This window comes from Collinsella aerofaciens (genome assembly GCF_015553355.1).
Classification (GTDB): domain Bacteria; phylum Actinomycetota; class Coriobacteriia; order Coriobacteriales; family Coriobacteriaceae; genus Collinsella; species Collinsella aerofaciens_V.
In genome coordinates this window covers 22,329-45,530 of record NZ_JADNGN010000002.1, presented here as the reverse complement: position 1 = coordinate 45,530, position 23,202 = coordinate 22,329, and the positions used below count along the sequence as shown (strand labels likewise).

General features: G+C 60.1%; 21 protein-coding genes. All 21 read left to right on the top strand.

Annotated features, from left to right (window positions below):
• Position 1: 1 nt before the first annotated feature.
• Positions 2 to 943: a site-specific tyrosine recombinase XerD gene (xerD, locus tag I2D57_RS01125; protein WP_195361181.1), complete on the top strand. Its 942-nt coding sequence runs from the start codon at positions 2 to 4 to the stop codon at positions 941 to 943.
• Positions 944 to 1,404: 461 nt separating this feature from the next.
• Positions 1,405 to 1,839, top strand: coding sequence for a division/cell wall cluster transcriptional repressor MraZ (locus I2D57_RS01120; RefSeq protein ID WP_035137949.1), 435 nt, complete (start codon positions 1,405 to 1,407; stop codon positions 1,837 to 1,839).
• A 20-nt stretch (positions 1,840 to 1,859) separates the two neighbouring features.
• The gene (rsmH, locus tag I2D57_RS01115; protein ID WP_195361180.1) at positions 1,860 to 2,825 is read left to right on the top strand and encodes a 16S rRNA (cytosine(1402)-N(4))-methyltransferase RsmH; all 966 of its coding nucleotides are present in this window, start codon (positions 1,860 to 1,862) and stop codon (positions 2,823 to 2,825) included.
• Between the two features lie 90 nt (positions 2,826 to 2,915).
• The gene (locus I2D57_RS01110; protein WP_022094483.1) at positions 2,916 to 3,386 is read left to right on the top strand and encodes a hypothetical protein; all 471 of its coding nucleotides are present in this window, start codon (positions 2,916 to 2,918) and stop codon (positions 3,384 to 3,386) included.
• Positions 3,387 to 3,568: 182 nt separating this feature from the next.
• Positions 3,569 to 5,269 carry a peptidoglycan D,D-transpeptidase FtsI family protein gene (locus I2D57_RS01105; protein ID WP_324249177.1) on the top strand — a complete coding sequence of 567 codons (1,701 nt, stop codon included), beginning with the start codon at positions 3,569 to 3,571 and terminating at the stop codon, positions 5,267 to 5,269.
• 126 nt (positions 5,270 to 5,395) lie between these two features.
• Positions 5,396 to 6,820 (top strand): UDP-N-acetylmuramoyl-tripeptide--D-alanyl-D-alanine ligase, encoded by a 1,425-nt coding sequence (locus tag I2D57_RS01100; RefSeq protein WP_195361179.1) that lies wholly within the window; start codon positions 5,396 to 5,398, stop codon positions 6,818 to 6,820.
• A gap of 3 nt (positions 6,821 to 6,823) precedes the next feature.
• The gene (gene mraY, locus I2D57_RS01095; RefSeq protein WP_117746963.1) at positions 6,824 to 7,843 is read left to right on the top strand and encodes a phospho-N-acetylmuramoyl-pentapeptide-transferase; all 1,020 of its coding nucleotides are present in this window, start codon (positions 6,824 to 6,826) and stop codon (positions 7,841 to 7,843) included.
• A gap of 9 nt (positions 7,844 to 7,852) precedes the next feature.
• Positions 7,853 to 9,259, top strand: a complete 1,407-nt coding sequence (gene murD, locus I2D57_RS01090; protein WP_195361178.1) for a UDP-N-acetylmuramoyl-L-alanine--D-glutamate ligase — start codon at positions 7,853 to 7,855, stop codon at positions 9,257 to 9,259.
• Positions 9,260 to 9,295: 36 nt separating this feature from the next.
• Positions 9,296 to 10,789: a putative lipid II flippase FtsW gene (gene ftsW / locus I2D57_RS01085; protein ID WP_195361177.1), complete on the top strand. Its 1,494-nt coding sequence runs from the start codon at positions 9,296 to 9,298 to the stop codon at positions 10,787 to 10,789.
• Complete coding sequence (murG, locus tag I2D57_RS01080; RefSeq protein ID WP_195361176.1) at positions 10,779 to 11,894, top strand: undecaprenyldiphospho-muramoylpentapeptide beta-N-acetylglucosaminyltransferase; 1,116 nt, start codon at positions 10,779 to 10,781, stop codon at positions 11,892 to 11,894. The genes ftsW and murG overlap by 11 nt, the downstream gene beginning before the upstream one ends.
• A gap of 97 nt (positions 11,895 to 11,991) precedes the next feature.
• Positions 11,992 to 13,410 (top strand): UDP-N-acetylmuramate--L-alanine ligase, encoded by a 1,419-nt coding sequence (gene murC, locus I2D57_RS01075; RefSeq protein WP_055286074.1) that lies wholly within the window; start codon positions 11,992 to 11,994, stop codon positions 13,408 to 13,410.
• Between the two features lie 5 nt (positions 13,411 to 13,415).
• The gene (gene murB, locus I2D57_RS01070) at positions 13,416 to 14,327 is read left to right on the top strand and encodes a UDP-N-acetylmuramate dehydrogenase (RefSeq protein WP_006234257.1); all 912 of its coding nucleotides are present in this window, start codon (positions 13,416 to 13,418) and stop codon (positions 14,325 to 14,327) included.
• Between the two features lie 424 nt (positions 14,328 to 14,751).
• Positions 14,752 to 15,540 carry a cell division protein FtsQ/DivIB gene (locus I2D57_RS01065; RefSeq protein WP_227790121.1) on the top strand — a complete coding sequence of 263 codons (789 nt, stop codon included), beginning with the start codon at positions 14,752 to 14,754 and terminating at the stop codon, positions 15,538 to 15,540.
• A gap of 199 nt (positions 15,541 to 15,739) precedes the next feature.
• Positions 15,740 to 16,894, top strand: a complete 1,155-nt coding sequence (gene ftsZ / locus I2D57_RS01060; protein ID WP_022094491.1) for a cell division protein FtsZ — start codon at positions 15,740 to 15,742, stop codon at positions 16,892 to 16,894.
• 210 nt (positions 16,895 to 17,104) lie between these two features.
• On the top strand, positions 17,105 to 17,905 hold the full coding sequence (locus I2D57_RS01055; RefSeq protein ID WP_195361175.1) for a polyphenol oxidase family protein: 801 nt from the start codon (positions 17,105 to 17,107) through the stop codon (positions 17,903 to 17,905).
• Positions 17,902 to 18,738 (top strand): phosphate ABC transporter substrate-binding protein, encoded by an 837-nt coding sequence (locus I2D57_RS01050; RefSeq protein WP_195361174.1) that lies wholly within the window; start codon positions 17,902 to 17,904, stop codon positions 18,736 to 18,738. Before I2D57_RS01055 ends, I2D57_RS01050 begins: the two co-directional genes overlap by 4 nt.
• A gap of 1 nt (position 18,739) precedes the next feature.
• Positions 18,740 to 19,666, top strand: a complete 927-nt coding sequence (gene pstC / locus I2D57_RS01045) for a phosphate ABC transporter permease subunit PstC (protein WP_195361173.1) — start codon at positions 18,740 to 18,742, stop codon at positions 19,664 to 19,666.
• A gap of 3 nt (positions 19,667 to 19,669) precedes the next feature.
• On the top strand, positions 19,670 to 20,575 hold the full coding sequence (gene pstA, locus I2D57_RS01040; RefSeq protein WP_006234250.1) for a phosphate ABC transporter permease PstA: 906 nt from the start codon (positions 19,670 to 19,672) through the stop codon (positions 20,573 to 20,575).
• 12 nt (positions 20,576 to 20,587) lie between these two features.
• Entirely contained in the window at positions 20,588 to 21,391 is an 804-nt protein-coding gene (pstB, locus tag I2D57_RS01035) for a phosphate ABC transporter ATP-binding protein PstB (RefSeq protein WP_006234249.1), read from the top strand.
• A 92-nt stretch (positions 21,392 to 21,483) separates the two neighbouring features.
• Positions 21,484 to 22,341 carry a phosphate signaling complex PhoU family protein gene (locus I2D57_RS01030; RefSeq protein ID WP_161162099.1) on the top strand — a complete coding sequence of 286 codons (858 nt, stop codon included), beginning with the start codon at positions 21,484 to 21,486 and terminating at the stop codon, positions 22,339 to 22,341.
• Positions 22,342 to 22,460: 119 nt separating this feature from the next.
• The gene (locus I2D57_RS01025) at positions 22,461 to 23,198 is read left to right on the top strand and encodes a YggS family pyridoxal phosphate-dependent enzyme (protein WP_138112193.1); all 738 of its coding nucleotides are present in this window, start codon (positions 22,461 to 22,463) and stop codon (positions 23,196 to 23,198) included.
• Positions 23,199 to 23,202 lie beyond the last annotated feature (4 nt).

The following is a 23,202-nucleotide window of genomic DNA, read 5'->3' as shown; positions in this document are numbered from 1 at the left end:
GGTGCCGGCGAATAAGGAACATACCGAAGCTACTCCCTCGTCGCTCGCCGTGGCGGCGGGGGAGTATCTCGATTACCTCGCGGTCGAGCGGGGCTTGGCGCGCAACACGATTGCGGCCTATCGTCGTGACCTGACGACGTACTGCGCCTATCTGGAGCGGGCTGACATTGCGTCTTTTGAAGAGGTGACCCGTCAGGTCGTGGAGGGCTTTGTTGCCGATCGCCGCGACGGAGGCTATTCCGACGCCTCGGTGGAGCGCGCGCTTGCTGCCGTGAAGGGCCTGCATGCCTTTTTGGTGCGCGATGGGGCCGTGGCCCAAAACCCGACGGCGGCGTTGCGCCTGCCCAAAAAGGCAGATCGCCTGCCGGAATACCTTTCGGTGGAGGACGTCTCGGCACTGCTCGATCAAGACTTTCCCGAGGGCGAGATGGGACTGCGCGATCACGCCATCTTGGAAGTGCTTTACGGTTGCGGCTTGCGCGTGAGTGAGCTGGTTGGGCTCGATGTGGGCGATATCCATATCGATGACGGGTTTGTCCTGGTGCGCGGTAAGGGCTCCAAGGAGCGTCTGGCCCCGTTGGCGGGAAGCGCGGCGCGTGCCCTGACACGCTATATAGGTGACGGGCGCACTCTCCTGGCCGCCCATGCTCACGGGACGGAGACCTCGGCGGTCTTTTTAAATAAGAACGGACGTCGCCTGTCGCGCCAGGCCGTGCATGCGATATGCGAGCGGTATGGGCGCCAGGTGGGGCTGGTTGGGCTCCATCCCCACACCCTGCGCCACTCCTTTGCCACCCACATGCTCGCGGGCGGTGCCGACCTGCGTGTGCTGCAGGAGATTTTGGGCCATGCCGATATTTCGACCACGCAGGTCTACACGCATGTCGACCGCACGCAACTGACCGAGGTCTATCTGGCGGCGCATCCGTTGGCACATCGCTAGCACCTCGCTGACCTGCATATTTATAAATATTAAAGGGGACGGGCCCCAGATTGCCGAGACGCACTTTTGCGCGCATGGGCAATCCGGGGCCCACCCCATTTTTCGCCAGACACCGACGCGGTGGTGGGCCGTGTGTGCCGTGGGTGGGGGAGTTTGGGGCGATGTGAACGACGTGTAAAGGGACGTAAAAATCGCCTCAAGGTCAACTTGAAGGTTGAGGTTCGCGGGCGTGGTTCTACAGGTGGCATCCCGCCTTTGCTGTAAACACAACATATTGTGTTTTCGAACATATGCTCGGGGGTGTTTTACAACATATTGGGGGTGGAGTGGTGGGGTGGGGTGGGGGAAGGGGGGGGGAAAGGTGTTGAAAAATGGGGCGGTTCCCCATATTATTGATGACGTCGACAGGCGGGGTGGTTCCCCGCGTACGTGCCATCTGAGTAACCGAGGGGAGGGCGCACATGGGAATGACGGGTGCATACGAGCGCAATCTCGATGCAAAAGGTCGTCTATCCCTGCCTGCACCCCTTCGCGAGGAGCTTGGAGAGCACGTTCGCGTGTTTAAAGCCCTGGATGTCGATGCTCTGTACGTGTTCTCTGCCGAGGCCTTCGATAAGTGGGTCGAAGGACTCTTCGCGGGTCGTGAGGGCCATGAGGGTTTTAACCCGCGTGACATTAACGACCAGAAGCTCATGAGGGCGATCAACAAGCGCACCACGTCGATGGATGTGGACAGCGCGGGTCGTATCGGTCTTTCTGAGTCTCTCCGCAAGCAGGCGAACCTCGACCGCGAGGTCACGGTTGTGGGCAACTACGACCACCTTGAGGTTTGGGACCGCGCTACGGCCGATGAGGACGATGATGACGAGGCCCTGCTGGACCTCTTCTTCTCGTAAGGGCAAGGCACGAGTAACGGATGGAGCGTGGGATCTTGACACAAGAATATCGGCATGAACCTGTCATGCTCGGCGAAGTGCTTGAGTCGCTGCGGCTAAAGAGCGGCTCCGTTGTCTGCGATTGCACCCTTGGCGGTGCCGGCCATTCGGTAAAGATGGCCGCGCAGGTGGGGAAGACGGGCCTTTTGCTCGGCGTCGATCAGGACGACATGGCCCTCGAGGCCGCTGGCGCCCGTCTGGACCGCGAGGTTCCCGGCGTTCCGCACCAGCTGCTGAAGGGCAACTTCGGCGACTTGGACGAGCTGCTTTGCTCGGCCGAGGTGCCCGGGGTCGATGGCTTCCTGTTCGATTTGGGCGTTTCGTCGCCGCAACTCGATATCCCTGGCAGGGGCTTTTCGTATAACGAGGACGCCCCATTGGACATGCGGATGGATCCGGGTAATAACACCTTAAACGCAGCTGAGGTCATCAACACCTATAACGAACACGACCTCGCCCGGATTCTACGCGTCTACGGCGAAGAGAAGTTCGCCTCGCAGATCGCGCGCGAGATCGTGCGCCGCCGCGAGCAAGAACCGATCGAAACCACCGGCCAATTTGTCGAGATCATCAAGGCGGGTATCCCGGCTGCCGCTCGTCGGCATGGTGGACACCCGGCCAAGAAAAGTTTCCAGGCCATTCGCATCGAGGTCAATCACGAGCTCGATGTGCTCGAACGAGGGCTTGATGCCGCCACCAGGTGGCTCAACCCGGGCGGACGTATCTGCGTCATCTCGTATCACTCGCTCGAGGACCGTATCGTAAAGAACCACTTTAAGGAGATGAGCCAGGGGTGCACGTGTCCGCCGGAGATTCCGGTGTGCGTGTGCGGCAACGTGCCGATACTCAAGGTCATCACCCGCAAACCCCTGGTTGCCCAGCCTGATGAGGTTGAGCGCAACCCTCGGGCGAGATCAGCCAAAATCCGCGTGGCGCAGCGTCTGTAGGCGCGACCGCGCGATATTGGACCTCCCGCTCGCACCATAAACGAAGCTTAAACACACTACCAACGCACTCGGGATGGGAGGCGGCATATCATGGGCTACAACACTTCAAGCGCAGCACTCGCCTATGATATGAACGCCATGCCCGCCTATCGTGAGACGCCGCAGGCCCCCGTTGCTCCCCGTGAGCAGCGCACGCCGCGCTTTGATGTCTACACGGGCGCGGGCCGTCAGGCAAACCAGGCGGTCAGCCCGGTTTTCATGAGCGTTCTTAAAACGTTTTGCATCATTGCGGCTATCTTCATGACGATCGGCGTCGCCCGCGTGGCGCTCGCCGGCGTTACGGCCCAGGTGCTCAACAGCAACGCCGAGCTTACCAACACGCTCGAAAAGGCGACCGATGAGAGCTCCGACCTGGAGGTCATGCATTCGGTCTATGGCGCCGACACGCGCATTCGCGACCTTGCGGGAGCTTATGGCATGGTGGAGCCCAGCGAGAGCGTTACACTTGACTTTTCGCAGGATGCAGCCGCGGGCGCCAACGCGACCGCGACCGCTCAGTAGCAAGACGGTAGCTGAGTATGACAAATGACTATCGCCGCGGTTCCGATGGGGGCCGCGGTTCTGGACGTCCCTCGTCGCGGGGACGTTCTGGTTATCAAGGAACGGGTCGGCAATCTTACAACGCCGGGCAGTCCCGTGGCAACGACCCGGCGTCGCGACTTCGCGGCTCGGGCGGCCCTCAAGTGCATAACACCAGGTCGCGCAAGAGTTCGTCGACCGAATGGCTCACAGGCGCGCCTCTGCCTCGCCGCAAAGCCGTCATGGGCTTCATCGGGCTTGGCTTGGGCTTGGGCGTCTTTCGCCTTGCCGACTATCAAATTGTCGAAGCCGATAAACTGCGCGAGCGTGCCGACGCGCGTCGCCTGCTTGCGCAGACCCTCTATGCCAAACGTGGCACCATCTACGACCGCAACGGCAACGTGCTGGCGTCGTCAGTCGAATGTCGCAACATCGCCGTGAACCCGCAGCTTGTCGAGGATGTTGGCAAGACGGTGTCGGCGCTGGTCAAGGCAACTGGAATCGATAAAAAGACCTGCCGCAAGCTCGTTGAGTCCGATGGAACCTGGGTGTATATCAAGCGCCAGGTGGACGAAGACGATGTTGCGGCGCTGGAGAAGAAGAACCTGCCCGGCGTGCTTTTTGAGCAGGCCATGAAGCGTGTATATCCATACGGCAATCTGGCATCGCAGGTGCTGGGTGTAGTGAATGTAGACAACGACGGCTTGACGGGTCTCGAAAAGCAATACAACAAGCTTCTGACCGGCACGAACGGTTCTCTCGTACGCGAGCGCGCGAGGGACGGCAGCTATATCGCGGGCGGTGCCTATAAAAAGGTGGCTGCGGTCGACGGCGTTGATATCGTGACGACGCTCGACGTCAATATCCAGCGTGCGGCCGAGGATGCCCTGGCAGAGGCTGTCGAGAAGACAAAGGCCAAGAACGGCTCGGCGCTGGTCACCGACCCCACGACCGGTGAAATTCTCGCAGCCTGCTCGTACCCGACCTACGACCAGACCGATCTGGAGAACGCCAAGACCGAGGATATGAACCTGCGCCTGGTCACCGACGCCTACGAGCCCGGCTCGGTCTTTAAGACGCTCGTGGCGGGCGCCGGTTTCGACTTGGGTGTCGTGCGATCGAGTACGTCGTTTGAGGTGCCGGCGAGCATCAAGGTGGGCGACGATACCGTCACCGATGCCGACAAGCGCGACTATGCCATGACCATGGATGTGCGCGAGATGATGCGCCGTTCGTCCAACGTGGGCTTTGTCCTGGTGGGGCGCAAGATCGGTGCCGACGACTTTGCCGCCTATGTGGACAAGTGGGGCATCGGTCACAGCTCGGGTGTCGATTTTCCGGGAGAGAGCCTGGGTATCGTCAAGGAGCGTGACCAGTATGACGGCGCCACGTTGGGCTCGATGAGCTTTGGACAGGCACTGTCCGTCTCGCCGATTGAGATCGCACGTGCCGTGGGCGGCATCGCCAACGGCGGCGTGATGATGACACCGCACTTCTATAAGTCCAGCAAAGGCGACGAGAAGGACTGGGGTGAAGGCGAGCGCGCGATTTCGGAGGACGCCGCATCCCAGGTGACATCGTGCATGCAGACGGTTGTGTCCGAGGGAACGGGCGTTGGCGGCGCGGTTGACGGCTATGACGTGGCGGGTAAGACCGGTACGGCCGAACGTGCCGACGAGAACGGCGGCTACCTCAAGGAGAACTACATGTCGTCCTTTATGGGCTTTGCACCGGCACAATCGCCCAAGGTGCTGTGCTATATCACGCTCGACGGAACGCCGAGCGGCTCAGATGCCGCTGCGGTGCCGTTCCAGTCCATTATGGCCAACGCGCTCGACGTGCTGGGTATCCCGCACACGAAGTAGGGGGTTACAATCTTTGGGGCGTTGTTTGTTGTCCCATATGAGGGTGTTCACATGCCCTGCACCACGCATGTGCGGCGCTGGGATACAATACGCCGATAGCATTATTAGGTTTACAGGGGAGCTGCAATGATAGAGATCGCCGTCAACAACCTCGCGGCCGCAACAGGGGCCCGAACCGTGACGGGAGAAGCCGATCGGGTATGCCGCGGGTGCGTTATCGACTCGCGCCAGGTCGAGGAAGGGACGATTTTCGTCGCCTTTCCCGGTGAAAACGTCGACGGCAATGATTTTGCTTCCCGTGCCGTCCAGTCGGGTGCCGGCGCCGTCGTGATGACGCGTGAGCCCGAGGCTGAGCTGGTCTCGCTGGCGCAGGACAAGGGGTGCGCCATCCTGCTGACCGATGATCCCGAGGAGTTTCTGCTGCGTTTGGCGCACACGTATCGCCTGGAGCTTGGCTGCCTGGTCGTTGGCATTACCGGTTCCATCGGCAAGACGGCGACCAAGGACGTGCTCGCCGCCGTGCTCGCCAAGCGCTATCGTGTCTGGGCCACCAAGGGCAATTTCAATAACCTGATCGGCATGCCGCTCACGGTGCTTTCCGCTCCGGCCGATACCGAGGTCCTGGTGCTCGAGATGGGCATGAACCATTTCCACGAGATTGAGCGCCTGTCCCAGTCCGCCAATCCCAACCTTGCCATCGTAAGCAAGATTGGTACCTCTCACATCGGCATTTTGGGCAGCCGCGAGAACATCGCCCGCGCTAAGGCCGAGATTGTCCAGGGTATGTGCGCCGCCGGCGACTTCTTGCCGCTGCTGGTTTTGGGCGGTGAGGACGACTTTACGCCGTTCATTCGCGATACGTTCGCCCAGCCTGCTGGTATCGATGTGATGCTGGCCGGCGTCTCGGACGATGATGAGGTCCGTGCCCGCGACATTCGTGTTGATGACGAGGGACGTCCGGTCTTTACGCTCGATTTTGGCCAAGGTGAGACGATCGATACCATGCTTGCCATCCCCGGCGTGCAGTCCGTTCCTAATGCCGTAAAGGCCGCCGCGGTTGCCTATCGCTTGGGCGTGACGCCCGAGCAGATCGATGCTGCCTTTAGGGGCCTCACGATCACCGGTCACCGCCAGGAGATCAAGCGCGCCAAGAGCGGTGCCCGCGTCATCGACGATTCCTATAACGCCAGTGCCGAATCCATGGCTGCTGGCCTCGATCTACTGTGCTCGCTTTCGTGCACGGGGTCTCGCATGGCGATCCTGGGCGAGATGGGCGAGATGGGCGATGAGGCTCCTCGCATGCATGAGCTCGTGGGCGCCTATGCGGCCGCCAAGAAGCTCGACATGCTGGCGTGCGTGGGTGGTGAGCTGGCCCAGCTTATGGCCGATGCCGCGCGCATGATGGGCATGGACGAGGACCGCATCCAGGTGTTCTCCGATTATCAGCAGGTGCTCGACCGCATGGGCGGCGCGCTTGAAAAACATGATGTTGTACTGGTCAAGGGTTCCCGCTTTGTTGAGCTCGACCGCTTTGTGGAAGGTGTGTGCTAGCCCATGTTCGGCAATCCCTCGTATCCAACGTATCAGGCTTTTTTGGGGCTTGGCATCGCCGCTGCCATTGCGCTGCTGCTCATGCCGTGGTGGATCAAGCTGCTGAAGGTCGAGGGTATCGGCCAACAGGTCCGAGCCGACGGCCCCAAGCGTCATTTGATTAAACAGGGTACGCCGACCATGGGCGGCGTCATCATCCTTGTTGCGATTTCGCTGACCTGCCTGCTGATGGGCAAGCTCACCACCGAGCTCGTGCTCGTGCTGCTCGCCACGCTGGCGACCGGCGTGCTGGGCCTGATCGACGACCTGACCTCCGTTACGCATGGGCGCTCGCTCGGTCTGACGCCTCATGCCAAGATGATCGGCCTAACCATTATCTGTGTCACCTTTACGGTACTTGCCGTTAACTGGTGCGGCGTCGCCCCCGAGATTCGTTTTCCCGGCGGCCTGACGATTGACCTTGGCGTGCTTTCGACCACCATCTGCGGCCTTTCGTTCCCGTGGCTCTACATTGTCTTTTGCTGGCTGATGATCGCCGGTCTTTCTAATGCCGTGAACCTGACCGATGGCCTTGACGGTCTTGCTGGCGGCACCTCCATGATTGCCATGCTCGCCATGGCTGCCATGGCGTTTTTGCACGGAGACGTGAACCTGTCCATCTTCTGCACCGCGTGTGCCGGTGCCTGCTTGGGCTTTCTGTGGTTCAACTGCTATCCGGCGAGCATCTTTATGGGCGATACCGGCTCGCTTGCCCTGGGCGCCGCGTTTGCCTGCACGTCCATCATGACCAACACCGAGGTCGTCTCCCTTATCATCGGCGGCCTGTTTATCGTTGAGACCCTGTCGGTCATGATTCAGGTTGTCTACTTCCACTTTACGCACAAGCGCGTCTTCCTTATGGCGCCCATCCATCATCATTTCGAAAAGAAGGGCTGGGCCGAGACCAAGGTCGTCATCCGTTTTTGGATTATCGCTGCTGCCTTTGGTGCCGTTGGCCTTGCTCTGTTCTTCCAGTTGGGATAGTGGTCTTTCATGTCTCTTGCTGATGTCTTTAGCCTGCTCGTTTTGGGTCAGGGCAAATCCGGTCTCGATGTCGCCCGCTGGGCGCTGGCACATCCCGAGCGCGTAAGTGCCGTTACCGTGTATGGCGGTGGCACCTCTGAGCCCAATGACGCCACGCGTGCGCTCGAGGCTGCTGGTGCGTCGTTTGTCTATGGGACCGAACAGGTCGAGGGCGCCTATGACGTATGCGTGACGTGCCCGGGCATCTCGGAGTTCTCGGGCTTCTTTAAGGCTGGGCGCGAGCATGCCGCCCAGATTATGGGTGAGCCCGAGTTTGCCTATCGCCTGTCGCCCGATAACTGGATTGCCATCACGGGCACCAACGGCAAGACGACCACCACGTCGCTGACTGATTATCTGCTCAAGGCTGCCGGCGAGGCCAGCGTTGCTGTCGGCAACATCGGCGAGCCGCCGGTCAACGAGATTGACGGCCGAGCCCACAACGAGTGGTTTGTGGCTGAGCTCTCGAGCTATCAGATTGCTACGACAACCGAGCTCCACCCCCGCGTGGCGGTGCTGCTCAACATCACTCCCGACCACTTGGGCTGGCATAAGAGTCATAAGAACTATGCGCTTGCCAAGATCAAACTGTTTGACAATATGGTCGATGACGATCTGGTGGTTGTCGACGTCGAAGACGCCGGCATTCACGAGTTCGATGAGTACATCTACACGCCGGGTCGTCGCATCTGCAAGGTTGCCTTTGACGAGCCTGAGGGCGAGGATGCCGCCTTTGTGCGCGATGGCAAGATGATCGTGCGTCTGAAGGGTGTCGAGACCCCGCTCATCGCTACATCCGAGCTCAAGATCTCGGGCCATCACAATGTTATCAATGCCCTGTGCGCTGCCACGGCTGCCTTGGCAGTCGGTGCCGATGTCGACGGTGTCTGCCGCGGTCTGGCCTCGTTCCAGCCGCTCGAGCACCGCGTGGAGCCGTGTGGCGAGATTGACGGCGTGCGCTACGTCAACGATTCCAAGGCGACTAACACCGATGCGGTCGAGAAGGCACTGACGGCATTTCCCGATGACGACGTGATCTTGCTGCTCGGCGGCCACGATAAGGGTACGCCGCTTGCGGACTTTGCCCGCGTCGTTATGGACAACGTGCGCTCGGTCGTTTGCTTTGGCGATGCGCGCGAGCGCTTTACCGCCGCTATGGACGAGGCCGATGTCGATGGTGACGTGGATATCGCCCAGGCGGATGACCTGCGCGATGCCGTGGACGTCGCCCGTTCGCTGTCGAGCCGTGGCGACGTGATCTTACTTTCTCCTGCCTGCTCTTCGTTCGATGAGTTCTCGGGCTATGAGGAGCGCGGCCGCGTGTTTAAGGACTATGTGGCCCAGCTTGCCGCTGCGGCGAAATCGCAAATGGAATAGGGGTTGCCGGTGAGAGAGGAGAGCCCCCGACAAGGTATGAGGAGGCCCGACTCGGACCGTGCTTCCTCGCGGCGCAGCACACCGCGTTCCGGTCGCGGCGGGCAGACGTTTAGCGAACGCTATATTGCCGGCGTTCCCGCCCGTATCATGCGCCCCCGTTTGATATTCATGGCCTGCCTGTTTACCTTGGTATGCTTTGGCCTGCTGATGGTGTACTCGGCGTCTTCGGTCGAGGCGCTGCACGAGAATGGCTCGGCGACGTTTTTTCTGTTTCGACAAGCCGCGTTTGCCGGAGTTGGCGTGCTGGCTATGGTTGCCATCGTGCGCATCTTGCCGGACAGTTGGTTTGGGGAAGACGTGCTCAGGATCTTCCTCATAGGCATGATAGGGCTACTGTTTCTGGTGTTCTTGGTGGGCAGCGGCAGCCGTGGCGCCACGCGCTGGCTCAACATTGCCGGCATTCAGTTCCAGCCTTCCGAGTTTTTAAAGCCATTTGCCATTGCGTATTCGGCCATCATGCTTGATCGTTTCTTTTCGCCCGGTGGCAACATCAACGAATTCCTTCGCAAGATGGGCATCTACCTGGGTATTTCGCTCTTTCTGATCTTTATCCAGCCCGATTTCGGTACTGTCCTGATCATCCTGTTGACCCTCATGTGCATGGCGTTGTTTGCGGGTCTCGACCCCAGATTTATCATCGGCGTGCTAATCTTCGGCATTCTCGTGATTGTGATTGCGCTTGTTGCAGAGCCGTACCGTATGGTGCGTATTCAGGTTGCCTTGAACCCTTGGGCCGACGAGTATGGTGACGGCTATCAGGCTACGCTTGCCATCATGGCCTTTGCCTCGGGCGGTCTGTTCGGCCGTGGCATCGGCAACTCAACCATGAAGTACTCGTATCTGCCCGAGGCGCACAATGACTACATCCTGGCCATCATTGGCGAGGAGGTCGGTTTTGTCGGAACCGTGCTGTTCTTCTTGGTGTTTGCGATGCTGATCTATTCGGCGTTTCGCATTGCCGAGCAGGCGACCGATCGTCGGGGCGCGCTTATGGCGTCTGGCTCCGCGGTCATTCTCGCGGTGCAGTTTTTGATTAACGCGTTGGGCATCCTCAACGTGTTTCCCATGACGGGCAAACCGTTGCCGTTTATTAGCTACGGCGGTTCGTCGATTATTGTGTCGCTTATGCTTGCCGGATTGATCCTGCGCGTTTCGTACGAGAGCGCCCGTCGCGATGAGTACGACCGTCGCCGCGAGAGCTTTGCCGTTATGGATGAGAGTACCGCTGGCGTGCCCCACGTGCGCGGCGAGCGATCTTCGCGTAACGGTTTTACCGTCCTGGATGGCTCTGCGACCGAGCCGGCAGTCCGCCCGCGTCAGCGAACGGCGCCGCAAGGTCGTCCTCAGCGCCCCAGCCCTCGCAACGCGGGCGGCGGATATAATCGAATCGATTTGAACTCGGACCCGTCGGCGCGTCTGCGCACCGACGACCAGGGACCGCGTGTACGAAGGGACTACCATGACCGATAAGATGACCGTTGCTATTGCAGCCGGCGGCACGGCAGGACACATCAACCCCGCGCTCGCCTTGGCCGAAGAGCTGCGTGATCGTGGCCACCACGTTGTGTTCGTGGGCCAGTCGCGCAAGCTCGAGGGTCGTCTGGTCCCCGAGGCTGGGTTTGATTTTGTGCCCATTACGGTCACTGGCTTCGACCGCTCCCGTCCTTGGACGGCGCTGACCTCGCTGTGGCGTGTCAACAAGGCCAAGCGTGCGCTCGCTGGTCATTTCTCAAAGGTCGGCAAGCCCGACGCTGCCATCGGTTTCGGAGCCTATGTCGAGGTTCCGCTGCTGGGGTGGTGCAAGGGCGCGGGCGTTCCGTATCTGCTGCATGAGCAGAACTCTGTTCCGGGCCTGGCCAACAAGATGATGAACTCCCACGCCGCCCGCGTGTGCATCTCGGTGCCGGCTGCACGTTCGGTCTTTGAGCGCGAAGGTGACCCTGGCCACGTGCTCATGACCGGCAACCCCGTACGTCGCTCGGTGATCGAGGGCGATCGCGCTCGCGGCCGCAAAGCACTTGGCGTTCCCGAGGACGCTACGCTGCTGCTCGTCTTTGGCGGTTCACTTGGCGCCCAGCACCTCAACGAGCGCGTGGTTTCGCTCAAAAACGAGCTGCTTTCGCGCAAGAACCTCTATGTGTTGCATTCGACGGGTGCCGACGGCTTTGAGGAGACCGAGCGCGCTTTGGCGCTGACGCCCGAGGAGGCGAAGCGTTACCGCGTCCAGTCTTACATCGACAACATGGGCGATATGCTGGCTGCTGCCGATTTGGTGCTCTCGCGTTCGGGCGCATCGAGCGTGGCCGAGATCGCTGCGCTCGCCGTACCTTCGGTGCTCGTGCCGTATCCGCATGCGACGGCCGACCACCAAACCACCAATGCCCGTTATCTGGTCGACGCCGGGGCCGGCGTGCTCTGCGCCGATGCCGATATCGACGGTTTTGCCTTTGCCGATGAACTGCTGCACCTGGTCGATGACGCGGCGGCGCGCGACGCCATGCGTCAGGCGGCGCGTGGTCTGGCTCAGGATAGGGCCGCCGCTCTTCTGGCGGATGCGGTAGAGGGTTTGCGTTAGTTAGACGGGATATCGTCGGTCGCCCTCGCGCTGATGCGGTAGGTGCGGTACAGTTAACGGGTTACAGGCAGTGTTTACGCAAGGAGTACACGAGCACATGGCTGATTCCCAGACTGCAACCTCCGCGCCCGAGTTTAAGAGCGCCCACTTTATCGGTATCGGCGGCGCCGGCATGAGCGGCATCGCCCTCGTTCTGCACGAGCGCGGTTATGCCGTTACCGGCTCCGACCTTAAGACGTCACGTTATATCCGCCAGCTTACCCGCGCTGGTGTGAAGGTGCATGTGGGCCATGAGGCCGCCACGATCGACGAGGTCAAGCCCGACGTGGTTGTTGTCTCCACCGCTATTCCGGAGTCCAACCCTGAACTCGTGCGCGCTCGCGAGCTTGGTATTCCCGTGTGGCCCCGTGCCAAGATGCTCTCTGCTTTGGGCCACGGCTACACCACCGTCGCTGTTGCCGGCACGCATGGCAAGACCACCACGTCTTCGATGTGCGCCACCATGCTCGACCGCATGGGTCTGGATCCGAGCTTCCTGATCGGTGGCATCGTCGAGGGCTATGACACGAACGGCAAGAACGGCTCGGGCGACTACTTTGTCGCCGAGGCCGACGAGTCCGACAGCTCCTTCCTGTTCCTGAACCCCAACGTGGTCATTGTGACCAACGTCGAGGCCGACCACCTCGATCACTACTCGGGTATCGAGGAGATCGAGGCAACTTTCGCCAAATTCATGAGCCTGGTGGGCGAGGACGGCACCGTCATCGTCTGCGGTGAGGACCCGCATCTGGTCGAGCTCGCCAAGTCGACGGGCCGTCACGTGCTTTCCTACGGCTTTGCCGAGAGCAACGACATCGTCTGCATGCACCCGGATGTCAAGGGCATCCAGAGCGACTTTATCGTTCGCTTTGAGGACGGCACTGAGCACGCTGTGGAGATCAAGAGCAATCCCGGTCGCCACAACATGCTCAACGCCACGGCGGTGCTCACCGTCGCCCATGTCCTGGGCCTTGACATCGACGCCGCCGCCAAGGCGCTCTCGAGCTTTGAGGGCGTCCGCCGTCGCTTTACCCACGTGGGCGATATCGATGGCATCACCGTGGTCGATGATTACGGCCATCACCCCACCGAGATCAAGGCGACGCTTGCTGCCGCTTCGTCGCTGGGCTACAAGCACGTCGACGTCGTGTTCCAGCCGCACCGCTATTCGCGCCTGCAGGCCCTGTGCGACGACTTTGCCGATGCATTTGCCAATGCCGATAAACTGCTGCTGATTGATGTGTTCTCGGCTGGCGAGATGCCCATTCCGGGTGTCACCTCTAAGATGCTCGCCGATACCGTGCGCGCCAAGCATCCTGGCAAGGAGGTCGTGTACTGCTCCAGCCGTCTTGAGCTCAATCAGGAGCTCGAGCAGATGGTGGGCGAGGGCGACCTGCTGCTCACAATGGGTGCCGGTGACGTTACGACCGTCGGTCCCGAGTTTATCGAGTATCTGACTGCCAAGAAAGACGCTTAAGTCTAATGGGTCTGTTTAACGCCGTCATGGCGCTCTCGGGCATGATCGACACGGATGTGATCGAGGACGAGCGCCTTGCGCGTCATACGAGCTATCGTATCGGCGGCAAGGCCGACCTCTTTGTGACGTGCCATAGCTATCATGCCCTCCGCCGCGCCGTGGCGGTGCTCGATCGCGAGCAGGTGCCGTGGGTCATCATCGGCAAGGGCTCCAATCTGCTGGTTGCCGATGGCGGTTATCGCGGTGCCGTCATTTCGCTCGGACGTGAGTTTCAGCGCACGGTTGTTGCCGATGACGGTTGTACGCTGACGGTCGGTGCGGGCGTGATGTTTGCGCGCCTGGTCAACGATGCCCTGTCGCGTAGCCTCTCGGGCCTTGAGTTTGCCGTTGGCATCCCTGGCTCGGTTGGCGGTGCGATATCTATGAATGCAGGCACACGGACCGAGTGGATTGGCTCGCTGGTTGAGGATGTCGTAACGTTTGACCCGGCATCCGGTATCAAGCATTATGCGGGGTCCGAGATCACTTGGGGCTACCGCGAATGTAGCCTTCCCCGCAATGAGATTATCCTCGAGTGCGTGCTCAAGCTTAAACCGGCGCCCAAGGCCGACATTCGCGAGCGCATGGAGCGGTACCTGACGAGGCGCAAGCGTACGCAGCCCATGGGTCGCGCATCCTGCGGGTCGGTCTTTCGCAACCCGCCCGATGCGAGTGTGGGCAAGCTTATCGAGGATTGTGGATTAAAGGGTTTTTCGATTGGCGGCGCGGAAGTTTCGCCCGTTCACGCTAATTTTATCGTTAATAACGGAACTGCCTCGGCCGATGACGTTGCCGCGGTTATCAGACATGTGCACGGAAAGGTGAGGGAGGCGTATGGCATCGAGCTCAGACCGGAAGTTAAATTCCTCGGCTTCTAGAGCATCGAAACCCACCTTCCGCCGCGCCGGAGGGCGTTCCGGCGCGCCTGCCAAACCTCAACGCAATACCGTCGCGCACTCTAAGTCTGTCGGGCATGCTCGACAGACCAGTCGTCCGGTTGTCGGCTCGCAGCTCGGTAATCGTCCGGCCGCAAAAAAGTCCTCGCGTCCCTCGGTGACGTCAAAGCCTGTTATGGGCGCCAAACCCGCCCGTCCCATGGCAACTCCTAAGCCCTCGACGGGAACTAAAGCGCCGCGTCCAGGTCGCACGCTGGGCGCATCGAAACCGCGCTCGCTGACATCGGTGCCGGCTACCGCCAAGAAGCCTTCGGGTAAAAAAAGCGTCAACCCGTTGTCTTCACTTGGGGCGATGGTAAATAAAACATCAGACGCCGCTTCTGTCGTTGCAGGCAAAGGCAAAATCGTGGGCGGCGTTCTGGCCGCCTTGGCCGTGCTCGTCGTCGTTGCCATCGTGGTGATCAACTCTGGATTGTTTACCGCCACTGATATTCAGATTCAAGGCAGCGAGCATGTGACGAAGCACGATGCTATCCAGCTGATCGATTTGCCCGAGGGAACGTCGCTTTTTAACGTCGATCCCGACCAGATTACCGAGGACCTCAAGCAGAATCCGTGGGTCTCGGGCGTGGATGTCCAGCGTCAGTTCCCGCATACGCTCATCATTACGCCGATGGAGCGCAAGGTCATCGCAATTGCCTATATCAGTTCCGATGACCTTGCCTGGGCCATCGGGGATGATGACACTTGGATCGCCCCACTGTCGACGTCGGTCGAAGTGGACGACCAAGGCAACGTCATCACGACAGGGCAGGGCTCAAATACCTTGACCGGAATCGATGCCGCGCTGGCGCTCGCTAAGCACTATGGCGCGGTGTTGTTGACTGATGTCTCGGCGGATGTCGCTCCGGTTTCCGGCCAGGCAGTGAGCTCCAAGGCCGTTAAGGCTGGCTTGGATTATGTGCGTGGTTTTTCGAGCGAGTTCTTGGGACAAGTCAAGGATATTTCCACGCCTTCGGTCGAAGCCATCTCGGCAAACCTCAATAACGGCATTGAGGTGTCGCTGGGCGATTCGAACGATATCGTCAAGAAGGAGCGCGTAGTCACCAAGCTGCTTTCGCAGGTAGAGGGCGTAACGTATATCAATGTGCGCTCTCCGGGTAACTATACATTTAGGAACGCTCCGACCTCGTAGCGCTGGTTGATGCTTTGTTGAGGGGCCATACCACGCCGTTTATCTGGTTTGTTTGGTTTTCACGGTCAATTATTTGACTGATACGTTCATAATGTGCAAACATAATACGGTTTACCTTTGCATTTACTTTCAACCTGAAGGTTAATGTGCGCAGGGGTCGACCCATGCTATGGCTATAACCTTTGTTCGGAGGACCGACATGCACGAGACAGAGATCAACAACTACCTTGCCGTCATTAAGGTGGTCGGCGTCGGCGGCGGCGGTACCAACGCGGTCAATCGAATGATCGAAGAGGGCATCCGCGGCGTCGAGTTTGTTGCCATCAACACCGATGCTCAGGCACTCGCGATCTCTGATGCCGATATCAAGGTGCACATCGGCACCGACCTTACCCGCGGCCTGGGCGCCGGCGCCAACCCCGAGGTTGGCCGCAAGGCTGCCGATGAGTCCCGCGACGACATTGCCGAGGCGCTCGCTGGCGCCGACATGGTGTTCATCACCTGCGGCGAGGGCGGTGGCACCGGTACCGGCGCTGCTCCCATCGTTGCCGATATCGCGATGAACGAGGTCGGTGCGCTGACCGTCGCCGTCGTGACCAAGCCCTTCACCTTCGAGGGCCGCAAGCGCAAGAAGAGCGCCGAGGAGGGCATTAAGACCCTCTCCGATTGCGTCGACACCATGATCGTCATCCCTAACGATAAGCTGCTCGACATCGCCGAGAAGAAGACCACCATGCTCGAGGCCTTCGCGATTGCCGATGGCGTCCTTTCCCAGGGCACCCAGGGCATCACCGACCTCATCACCGTCCCCGGTATCATCAACCTGGACTTCGCCGATGTTAAGACCATCATGAAGCAGGCCGGTACCGCCATGATGGGTATCGGTACCTCTTCTGGGGACACCCGTGCCGTCGACGCTGCCCAGCAGGCCATCTCCAGCCCGCTGCTCGAGAGCTCCATCGATGGTGCCACGCGCGTGCTGCTCTCCATCGCCGGTTCCAAGGACCTGGGCATCCAGGAGATCAGCGACGCCGCCGACGTTGTCGCCAACGCCGTCGACCCCGAGGCCAACATCATCTTCGGTACCGTTGTCGACGAGTCCCTGGGCGATCAGGTGCGTATCACCGTCATCGCTACGGGCTTCTCCGACTCCAACGTCAACCGTCAGGACGAGCTCTTTGCTGCTCAGCAGTCTCAGAGCAAGGCCGCTGCCTCCGCTGAGCCGCAGCGCACCGCTCCTGCCACGAGCCCGGCTCAGGCCGCTCCGACCCGCAACGTCGGTGGCACCGAGCTTCCTAACTTCGGCAACGATCAGTTCGAGCTTCCCGACTTCCTGAAGCGCGGTAGCTTCTAAGTCGTTCTTTGCATTGTTGTGCACAGGGGCGTGTCCGTATGGACGCGCCCTTTTTATTTCGACTTTGTAAACTAGAACCTCCAATCTCTTTACGTTCCCTTTACGATTGCCTTCAGCGCAGCAGGTATCCTTTTAGAGAAGTATGACAGCCGTATAAACGCGGGCTGTAGCGGCGATGCCGCGGTACTTGTGTTATTAGGAGGCTTTAGTATGGCAGCACGTGCGGACAAAGTTTCGCGTGTCGACCATGATGGAGTTACGTTGGTGGAGGGCGCGACATCCGATGTTCGCTTTGCCTTCACCGAGCGCGCCGGTGGCGTTTCCGAAGATGCGTACTCCTCACTCAACTTGGGCTCGCATGTTGGCGATGACCCCTTTGCTGTTCAAGAAAATCGTTGTCGTGCGCTCGAGGCTATGGGTGCCGCCGAGTGCGAGCACAACCTGCTCGTTCCCAATCAGGTCCATGGTGATCATATCGTTGCGGTGACCTCGAACGGCGCCGATGACCTTGAGGACGTTCGCGAGCAGATTGCCGAGGGCTGTGATGCCATCGTCTGCACGGCGCATAACGTGCCCGTGCTGCTCTGCTTTGCCGACTGCGTTCCCGTGGTGCTGGTGGCCCCCGGCGGATTTGCCGTGGTGCACTCCGGTTGGAAGGGCACGATTGCACGTATTTCCGCCAAGGCGTGCCAGGCGCTTTGCGATGCTGCCGGCTGCGATGCGGGCGACGTTTCCGCCTATATCGGCCCCCATATCTTGGGTGACGAATATGAGGTATCCCAGGAACTCATGGATCGCTTTGCCGCCGAGTTCTCTTGCATCGATGCGAATACCTCTCGCATGCTCGATCTTTCCGCTGCCATTCGCGAGGCGCTGGTAGATGTCGGTGTCGACGCGGATAATATCGTGGATACCCAGCTTTCGACCGTGCGTCAGAACGACCGCTTTTATTCCTACCGTAACGAGGACGGCACCTGTGGGCGCCATGCTGCGATCGGCGTGATGCTATGAGAAAGATCGTATCGGTCCTGAGCGCCGCTGTGCTTACGCTTACGCTGTGCGCCTGTTCTTCGGGATCTTCTACCTCTTCCATTACCGTGGCCGGCTCCACGACCTGCCTTCCTATCGCCGAGATTGCGGCCGAGGGCTTTAAGGAGGAGACCGGCATCGACGTGCTCGTTTCCGGTTTGGGTTCTTCCGCTGGGATCGAGGCCGTCAGCGCCGGCGCGTCCGATATCGCCAGCTCCTCCCGTGGACTCAATGCCGACGAACAGGATCTGGGCCTGACTCCCATCGTCATTGCCCACGACGGTATTGCGGTCATCGTGAACGACGACAACCCCGTCGATAACCTCTCGACCGAGCAGCTCCGCGATATCTACGCCGGCAAGATTACCAATTGGAAAGAGGTCGGTGGCGAGGACCTGAGGATTCAGGTCATCAACCGAGACGAGGCGTCCGGTACGCGCGAGGCCTTCCGTACCATCGTGATGGATGGCACGCCGTTCGATCGCCGCTCGGCTGTTCTTTCGGGTACGGGCCAGGTGCGCGACGTGGTATCTCGTTCGCGTGGGGCCATCGGCTACATTTCGCTGGGCTTCGTCGATAGCCTCAACGCCAAGACCTCGGTCAAGGCTGTCTCGGTCAATCATGTTGAGGCGTCCGAGAAGACGGTCGCGAGTGGCGGCTATCCCATCTCGCGCGACCTTTACTTCTTTGTGAAGGGTGCGCCTTCGCAGCAGGCGCAGGATTACATCGACTACGTGACGTCCGAAAAGATGGACAAGCAGATTCGCGAGGCGGGCTTTATTCCCGTCACCAACGACGAGAAGGGGAGTGAGTAGCATGGAAGCACAGGAAAACTCCCAGACTGAGCAGAATGCTCAGGCGCCCAAGAAGCGCGAGCTGGCGCTCGTATCGCGCAGTACCTATATCAAGGAGAAGGCGCTGAAGTGGATCTTCTTTGCCTGCGCGTTCTTGGCGGTCGTTACCGTCATCTTGATTTTTGTCTTTACCACGTACTCGGCGCTGCCCGTCTTTACCGACATCGGTCTGGCGGATTTCTTTAGCTTTACGTGGGCGCCCTCTGAGGGCCACTACGGCATCTTGTCGCTGCTTGCCGGCTCGGGTCTGGTGACCGTCGGTGCGCTCGCCATGGGCGTGCCGCTGGGCGTGGGTACGGCCGTTTACCTGGTCGAGATTGCCAGCAAGCGCGTGCGCAAGCTCATCAGCCCTGCCGTTGACCTGCTGGCGGGCATACCCTCCATCATCTACGGCTTCTTTGGCATGATCATCATCCGCCCGTTTATCGCACAACTGACCGGCGGCCTTGGTTTTGGTGCGCTGACGGCGTGGTTTGTGCTCGCCATCATGATCGTCCCTACCATCACCACGCTCACCATCGATGCTCTCAATTCCATTCCCATGGGCATTCGCGAGGCATCGTATGCCATGGGCGCCACCAAGTGGCAGACCATCTATAAGGTCGTGCTACCTGCCGCGAAGCTGGGTATCGTTGATGCCATCGTGCTGGGTATGGGCCGTGCCATCGGCGAGACCATGGCCGTGCTCATGGTCGTAGGTAACGCCCCGGTTATTCCCGACAGCATTGCGAGCCCCATCTCGACGCTCACGAGCCAGATTGCGCTCGACATGAGCTATTCCTCGGGTCTGCACCGCTCGGCGCTGTTCGGCATGGGTGTGGTCCTGTTTATCATCTCCGCCACGCTGGTGGGCATCGTCCGTCTGATTTCCAAGAAGAAGAGGGGGTAGGCTATGTCCGATTCCGTTGACACGACGGTCGATACGACCTCGTCGCGCGAGCGCATCAAGCGTGCCCTTTCCCACGGCAAGAAGGGCCGCATCAACAAGGACCTGTCCAACAAGATCATGCTTGGCGTGTTCCGTGCCGCTGCCTACATCACCACGCTGGTGCTGGTCGCTATCATCGCCTACGTGGTCATCAACGGCCTGCCACACATCTCGCTCGACTTTATCTTCGGTTGGCCCCAGGGCGTCAACGCCGAGGGCGGTATTTGGCCCACGATCGTCTCGACCGTCTACGTGACGGCGCTCGCCATGCTTATCTGCACGCCGATCGCTGTGCTGGCAGCCGTCTATCTGGCCGAGTACGCCAAGCAGGGCAAGGTCGTCGAGCTCATTCGCTACGCTGCTGACGCTTTGGCCTCGGTGCCCTCCATCGTTATGGGCCTGTTTGGCTACGCCTTGTTTGTCGAGGCTATGGGCCTGGGCCTTTCGATGGTCTCTGCCGCTCTGGCACTCGCGCTCTTGATGCTCCCCATCGTCATGCGCACCACCGAAGAGGCCATTCGCGCCGTTCCGCGCTATATCCGTTGGGGCGCGTACGGCCTGGGCGCCACCAAGTGGCAGGTTGTCTCCAAGATCGTGCTTCCTTCTGCCTTTGGCCGTATTGCCACGGGCATCGTCCTCGCCATCGGCCGTGCCATTGGCGAGACCGCGGTGGTGCTCTACACCATGGGCCAGGCCATCAACCTGCCTATTTCGCCGCTCGATTCCGGCCGCCCCATGACGGTTCACCTGTACCTGCTTGCCAACGACGGCATCAACATGAACGCAGCCTACGGCACTGCGCTCTTGCTGATGGTGATCATTTTGGCCTTCAACCTGTTTGCGCGCTTCCTGTCGCGTAAGCGTCGCTAGTTAAGGAGTCCCATGTCCGTTTATCAGTCCGCTCCCGCGTTGGAGCAAGCGGCCATTACGGCCAAGGATTTCAACTTTTGGTACGGTGACTTTCATGCGCTGACGGGGCTTGACCTCAACATCGCCAAAAACGCCATCACCTCCTTCATTGGCCCTTCGGGCTGCGGCAAGTCGACGTTTTTGCGCTGCATCAACCGCATGAATGACCTGATCGAGGGTACGCGCGTCGAGGGCACCATGACGCTCGACGGCAACGATATCTATGCCGAGGGCGTCGACCCGGTCGACCTCCGTCGCCGCGTGGGCATGATCTTTCAGCAGCCCAATCCGTTTCCCAAATCCATCTACGAGAATGTCGCCTTTGGCCCTCGTCTGCAGGGCGTGACTAGCAAAAGTGACCTCGATGACATCGTGGAAGAATCGCTCAAGCGCGCCAACCTCTGGAAAGAGGTATCCAATCAGCTCAACAAGGATGGTTTGGCGCTCTCGGGCGGTCAGCAGCAGCGTCTGTGCATCGCGCGCGTGCTTGCGGTGCAACCCGATGTCCTCCTGATGGACGAGCCCTGCTCCGCCATCGACCCCACGTCCGTCTCTAAGGTCGAGGATCTGATGGCCGAGCTGGCGCCCGAGATGACGATCATCATCGTCACGCATTCAATGCAGCAGGCAGCTCGCATTAGCGACTACACCGCATTCTTCTTGCAGGAAGTTGCCGGCGAGCCCGCTACGCTCATCGAGTATGGTCAAACCGACGCGATCTTCACCAGCCCGGTGGACTCGCGGACGGAAGACTATATCACCGGCCGCTTTGGCTGATCGGTGCGACTAGTCCCAAGCCGATCGGATCTGGTCCGGTGCGTATTCACTGTGCGGGCGGCATGACCGCACCCAACTGATTGGAGTGAACCATGCGCAAACTGTTTTCCCGTCAGCTCATCGAGGCCCGTCACGAGATGCTGAGCATCTACGAGGCCGTCGATCTGGCCCTCCACGATGCCGTGAAGGCCTATGTGACCGACGACCGCAAGCTCGCCACCAAGACCAAGAAGCGCACGCTTTCGATTGACGCACGCTGCGCCAACCTGGAGGCCGTCTGCTACAACCTGATTGCCACGCAGTCACCGGTCGCCTCCGACTTCCGCTTGCTGCAGACGATCATCTACGTCGACTTTAACCTGCAGCGCATGACCGATAAGGTTCGCCAGATTTGCCGCGCCACGCGTCATATGATCAAGGCCGACATCTCGCTGCCCAAGGAGCTTGTCGGCACGGTCGAGGCCGAGGCTGAGGCCGTCTACCAGGTGCTGGGCTCTTCGCTTTCTGCGCTCGTCACCAACGACATGTCCATCATCTGCAACTTGGCCGTCGAGGACGAGCCAGTGCACGCCGCCTACGAGAAGTTCTTCCGCACCTTTAACCGCATGGACACGGGCGATTTTATGGACGACGACAGCAACTATGACGACCTGCGCCGCGCCATCATGGTATCGCGCTATCTCGATCGCATCGCCTCGATTTCCATCGATGCCGCCTGCCGTCTGACCTTCCTGTTGACCGGACAGCGTATGACTGCCGGTGATATCGCCTGCACTGATGAGGATGAGCTCGAGAGCATGCGCGTGCCTTCGGGCGAGGGTGTTATCATGAGGCCCGCCGTCGACGCTCGCTACGTTGCCAAGGTGCCCACTAACGAGGTCAGCGAGGGTCTTCGCTACCTGCTCGATCATCTTGAGGACGAGGACGATGGCGAGGACGACGAGGAGTAAGTAATTCCGTTCGTCGAAAGATTGTAAATACCTAAGTGAGCGCGGCCTTGCACATGCGGGGCCGCGCTCTTGCGATAGCATGGGGCTACTTGTTTGGCTGTCAGCGGAGGCGATTGGCAATGGATAACTATTTGGACTTGATGCGCGCTCGCCGCGAGCAGATTCTGGAACGTTTTTATGCGGCGCTCGATCGCGCAGGCCGTCCCCACGACGCCGCGCGCCTCATTGCCGTGTCCAAGACCGTTGGTGTCGATGAGACCGTTGCCGCCATCCAGGCGGGATATCGCCATTTTGCCGAGAATCGCCCGCAGGAGCTGGTTCGCAAGCTCACAGGTTTGGCGGAGCATCCGGAGCTGCCCGAGGTGCGCTTCGATATGATCGGCAACCTGCAGACCAATAAGATCAATGCGGTGCTGGGCTCAGCCGAGCTGATTCACTCGGTGGGTTCGCTGCATCTGGCGCAGGCGATCTCGAGCCGTGCTGCCCGCAAGATTGAGGCAGGCGAACTCGCCGGCCCCCAGCGTGTGCTCATTGAGGTCAATGTGAGTGGTGAGGAGTCGAAGGGAGGCTTTTCGCCCGATGAGATTCGCGCCGCCGCGGGTGAGCTTGCGGAACTTGAGGGAATTTGCGTACAGGGGCTTATGACTATGGCGCCCCGGGGGAATAAGGATGTGGCACGCCGCACCTTTGCGGGGCTTCGTGAGCTGAGGGATGAGCTGGAGGCGGCGCATCCCGATTTGAACCTGCCTGAGCTTTCCTGCGGCATGAGCGAAGACTTTGAGCCTGCCCTTGAGGAGGGCTCTACGCTCGTTCGCCTGGGCAGGGTAGTATTTAGCCCGGAGTTTGCAGTAAAATAAGGCT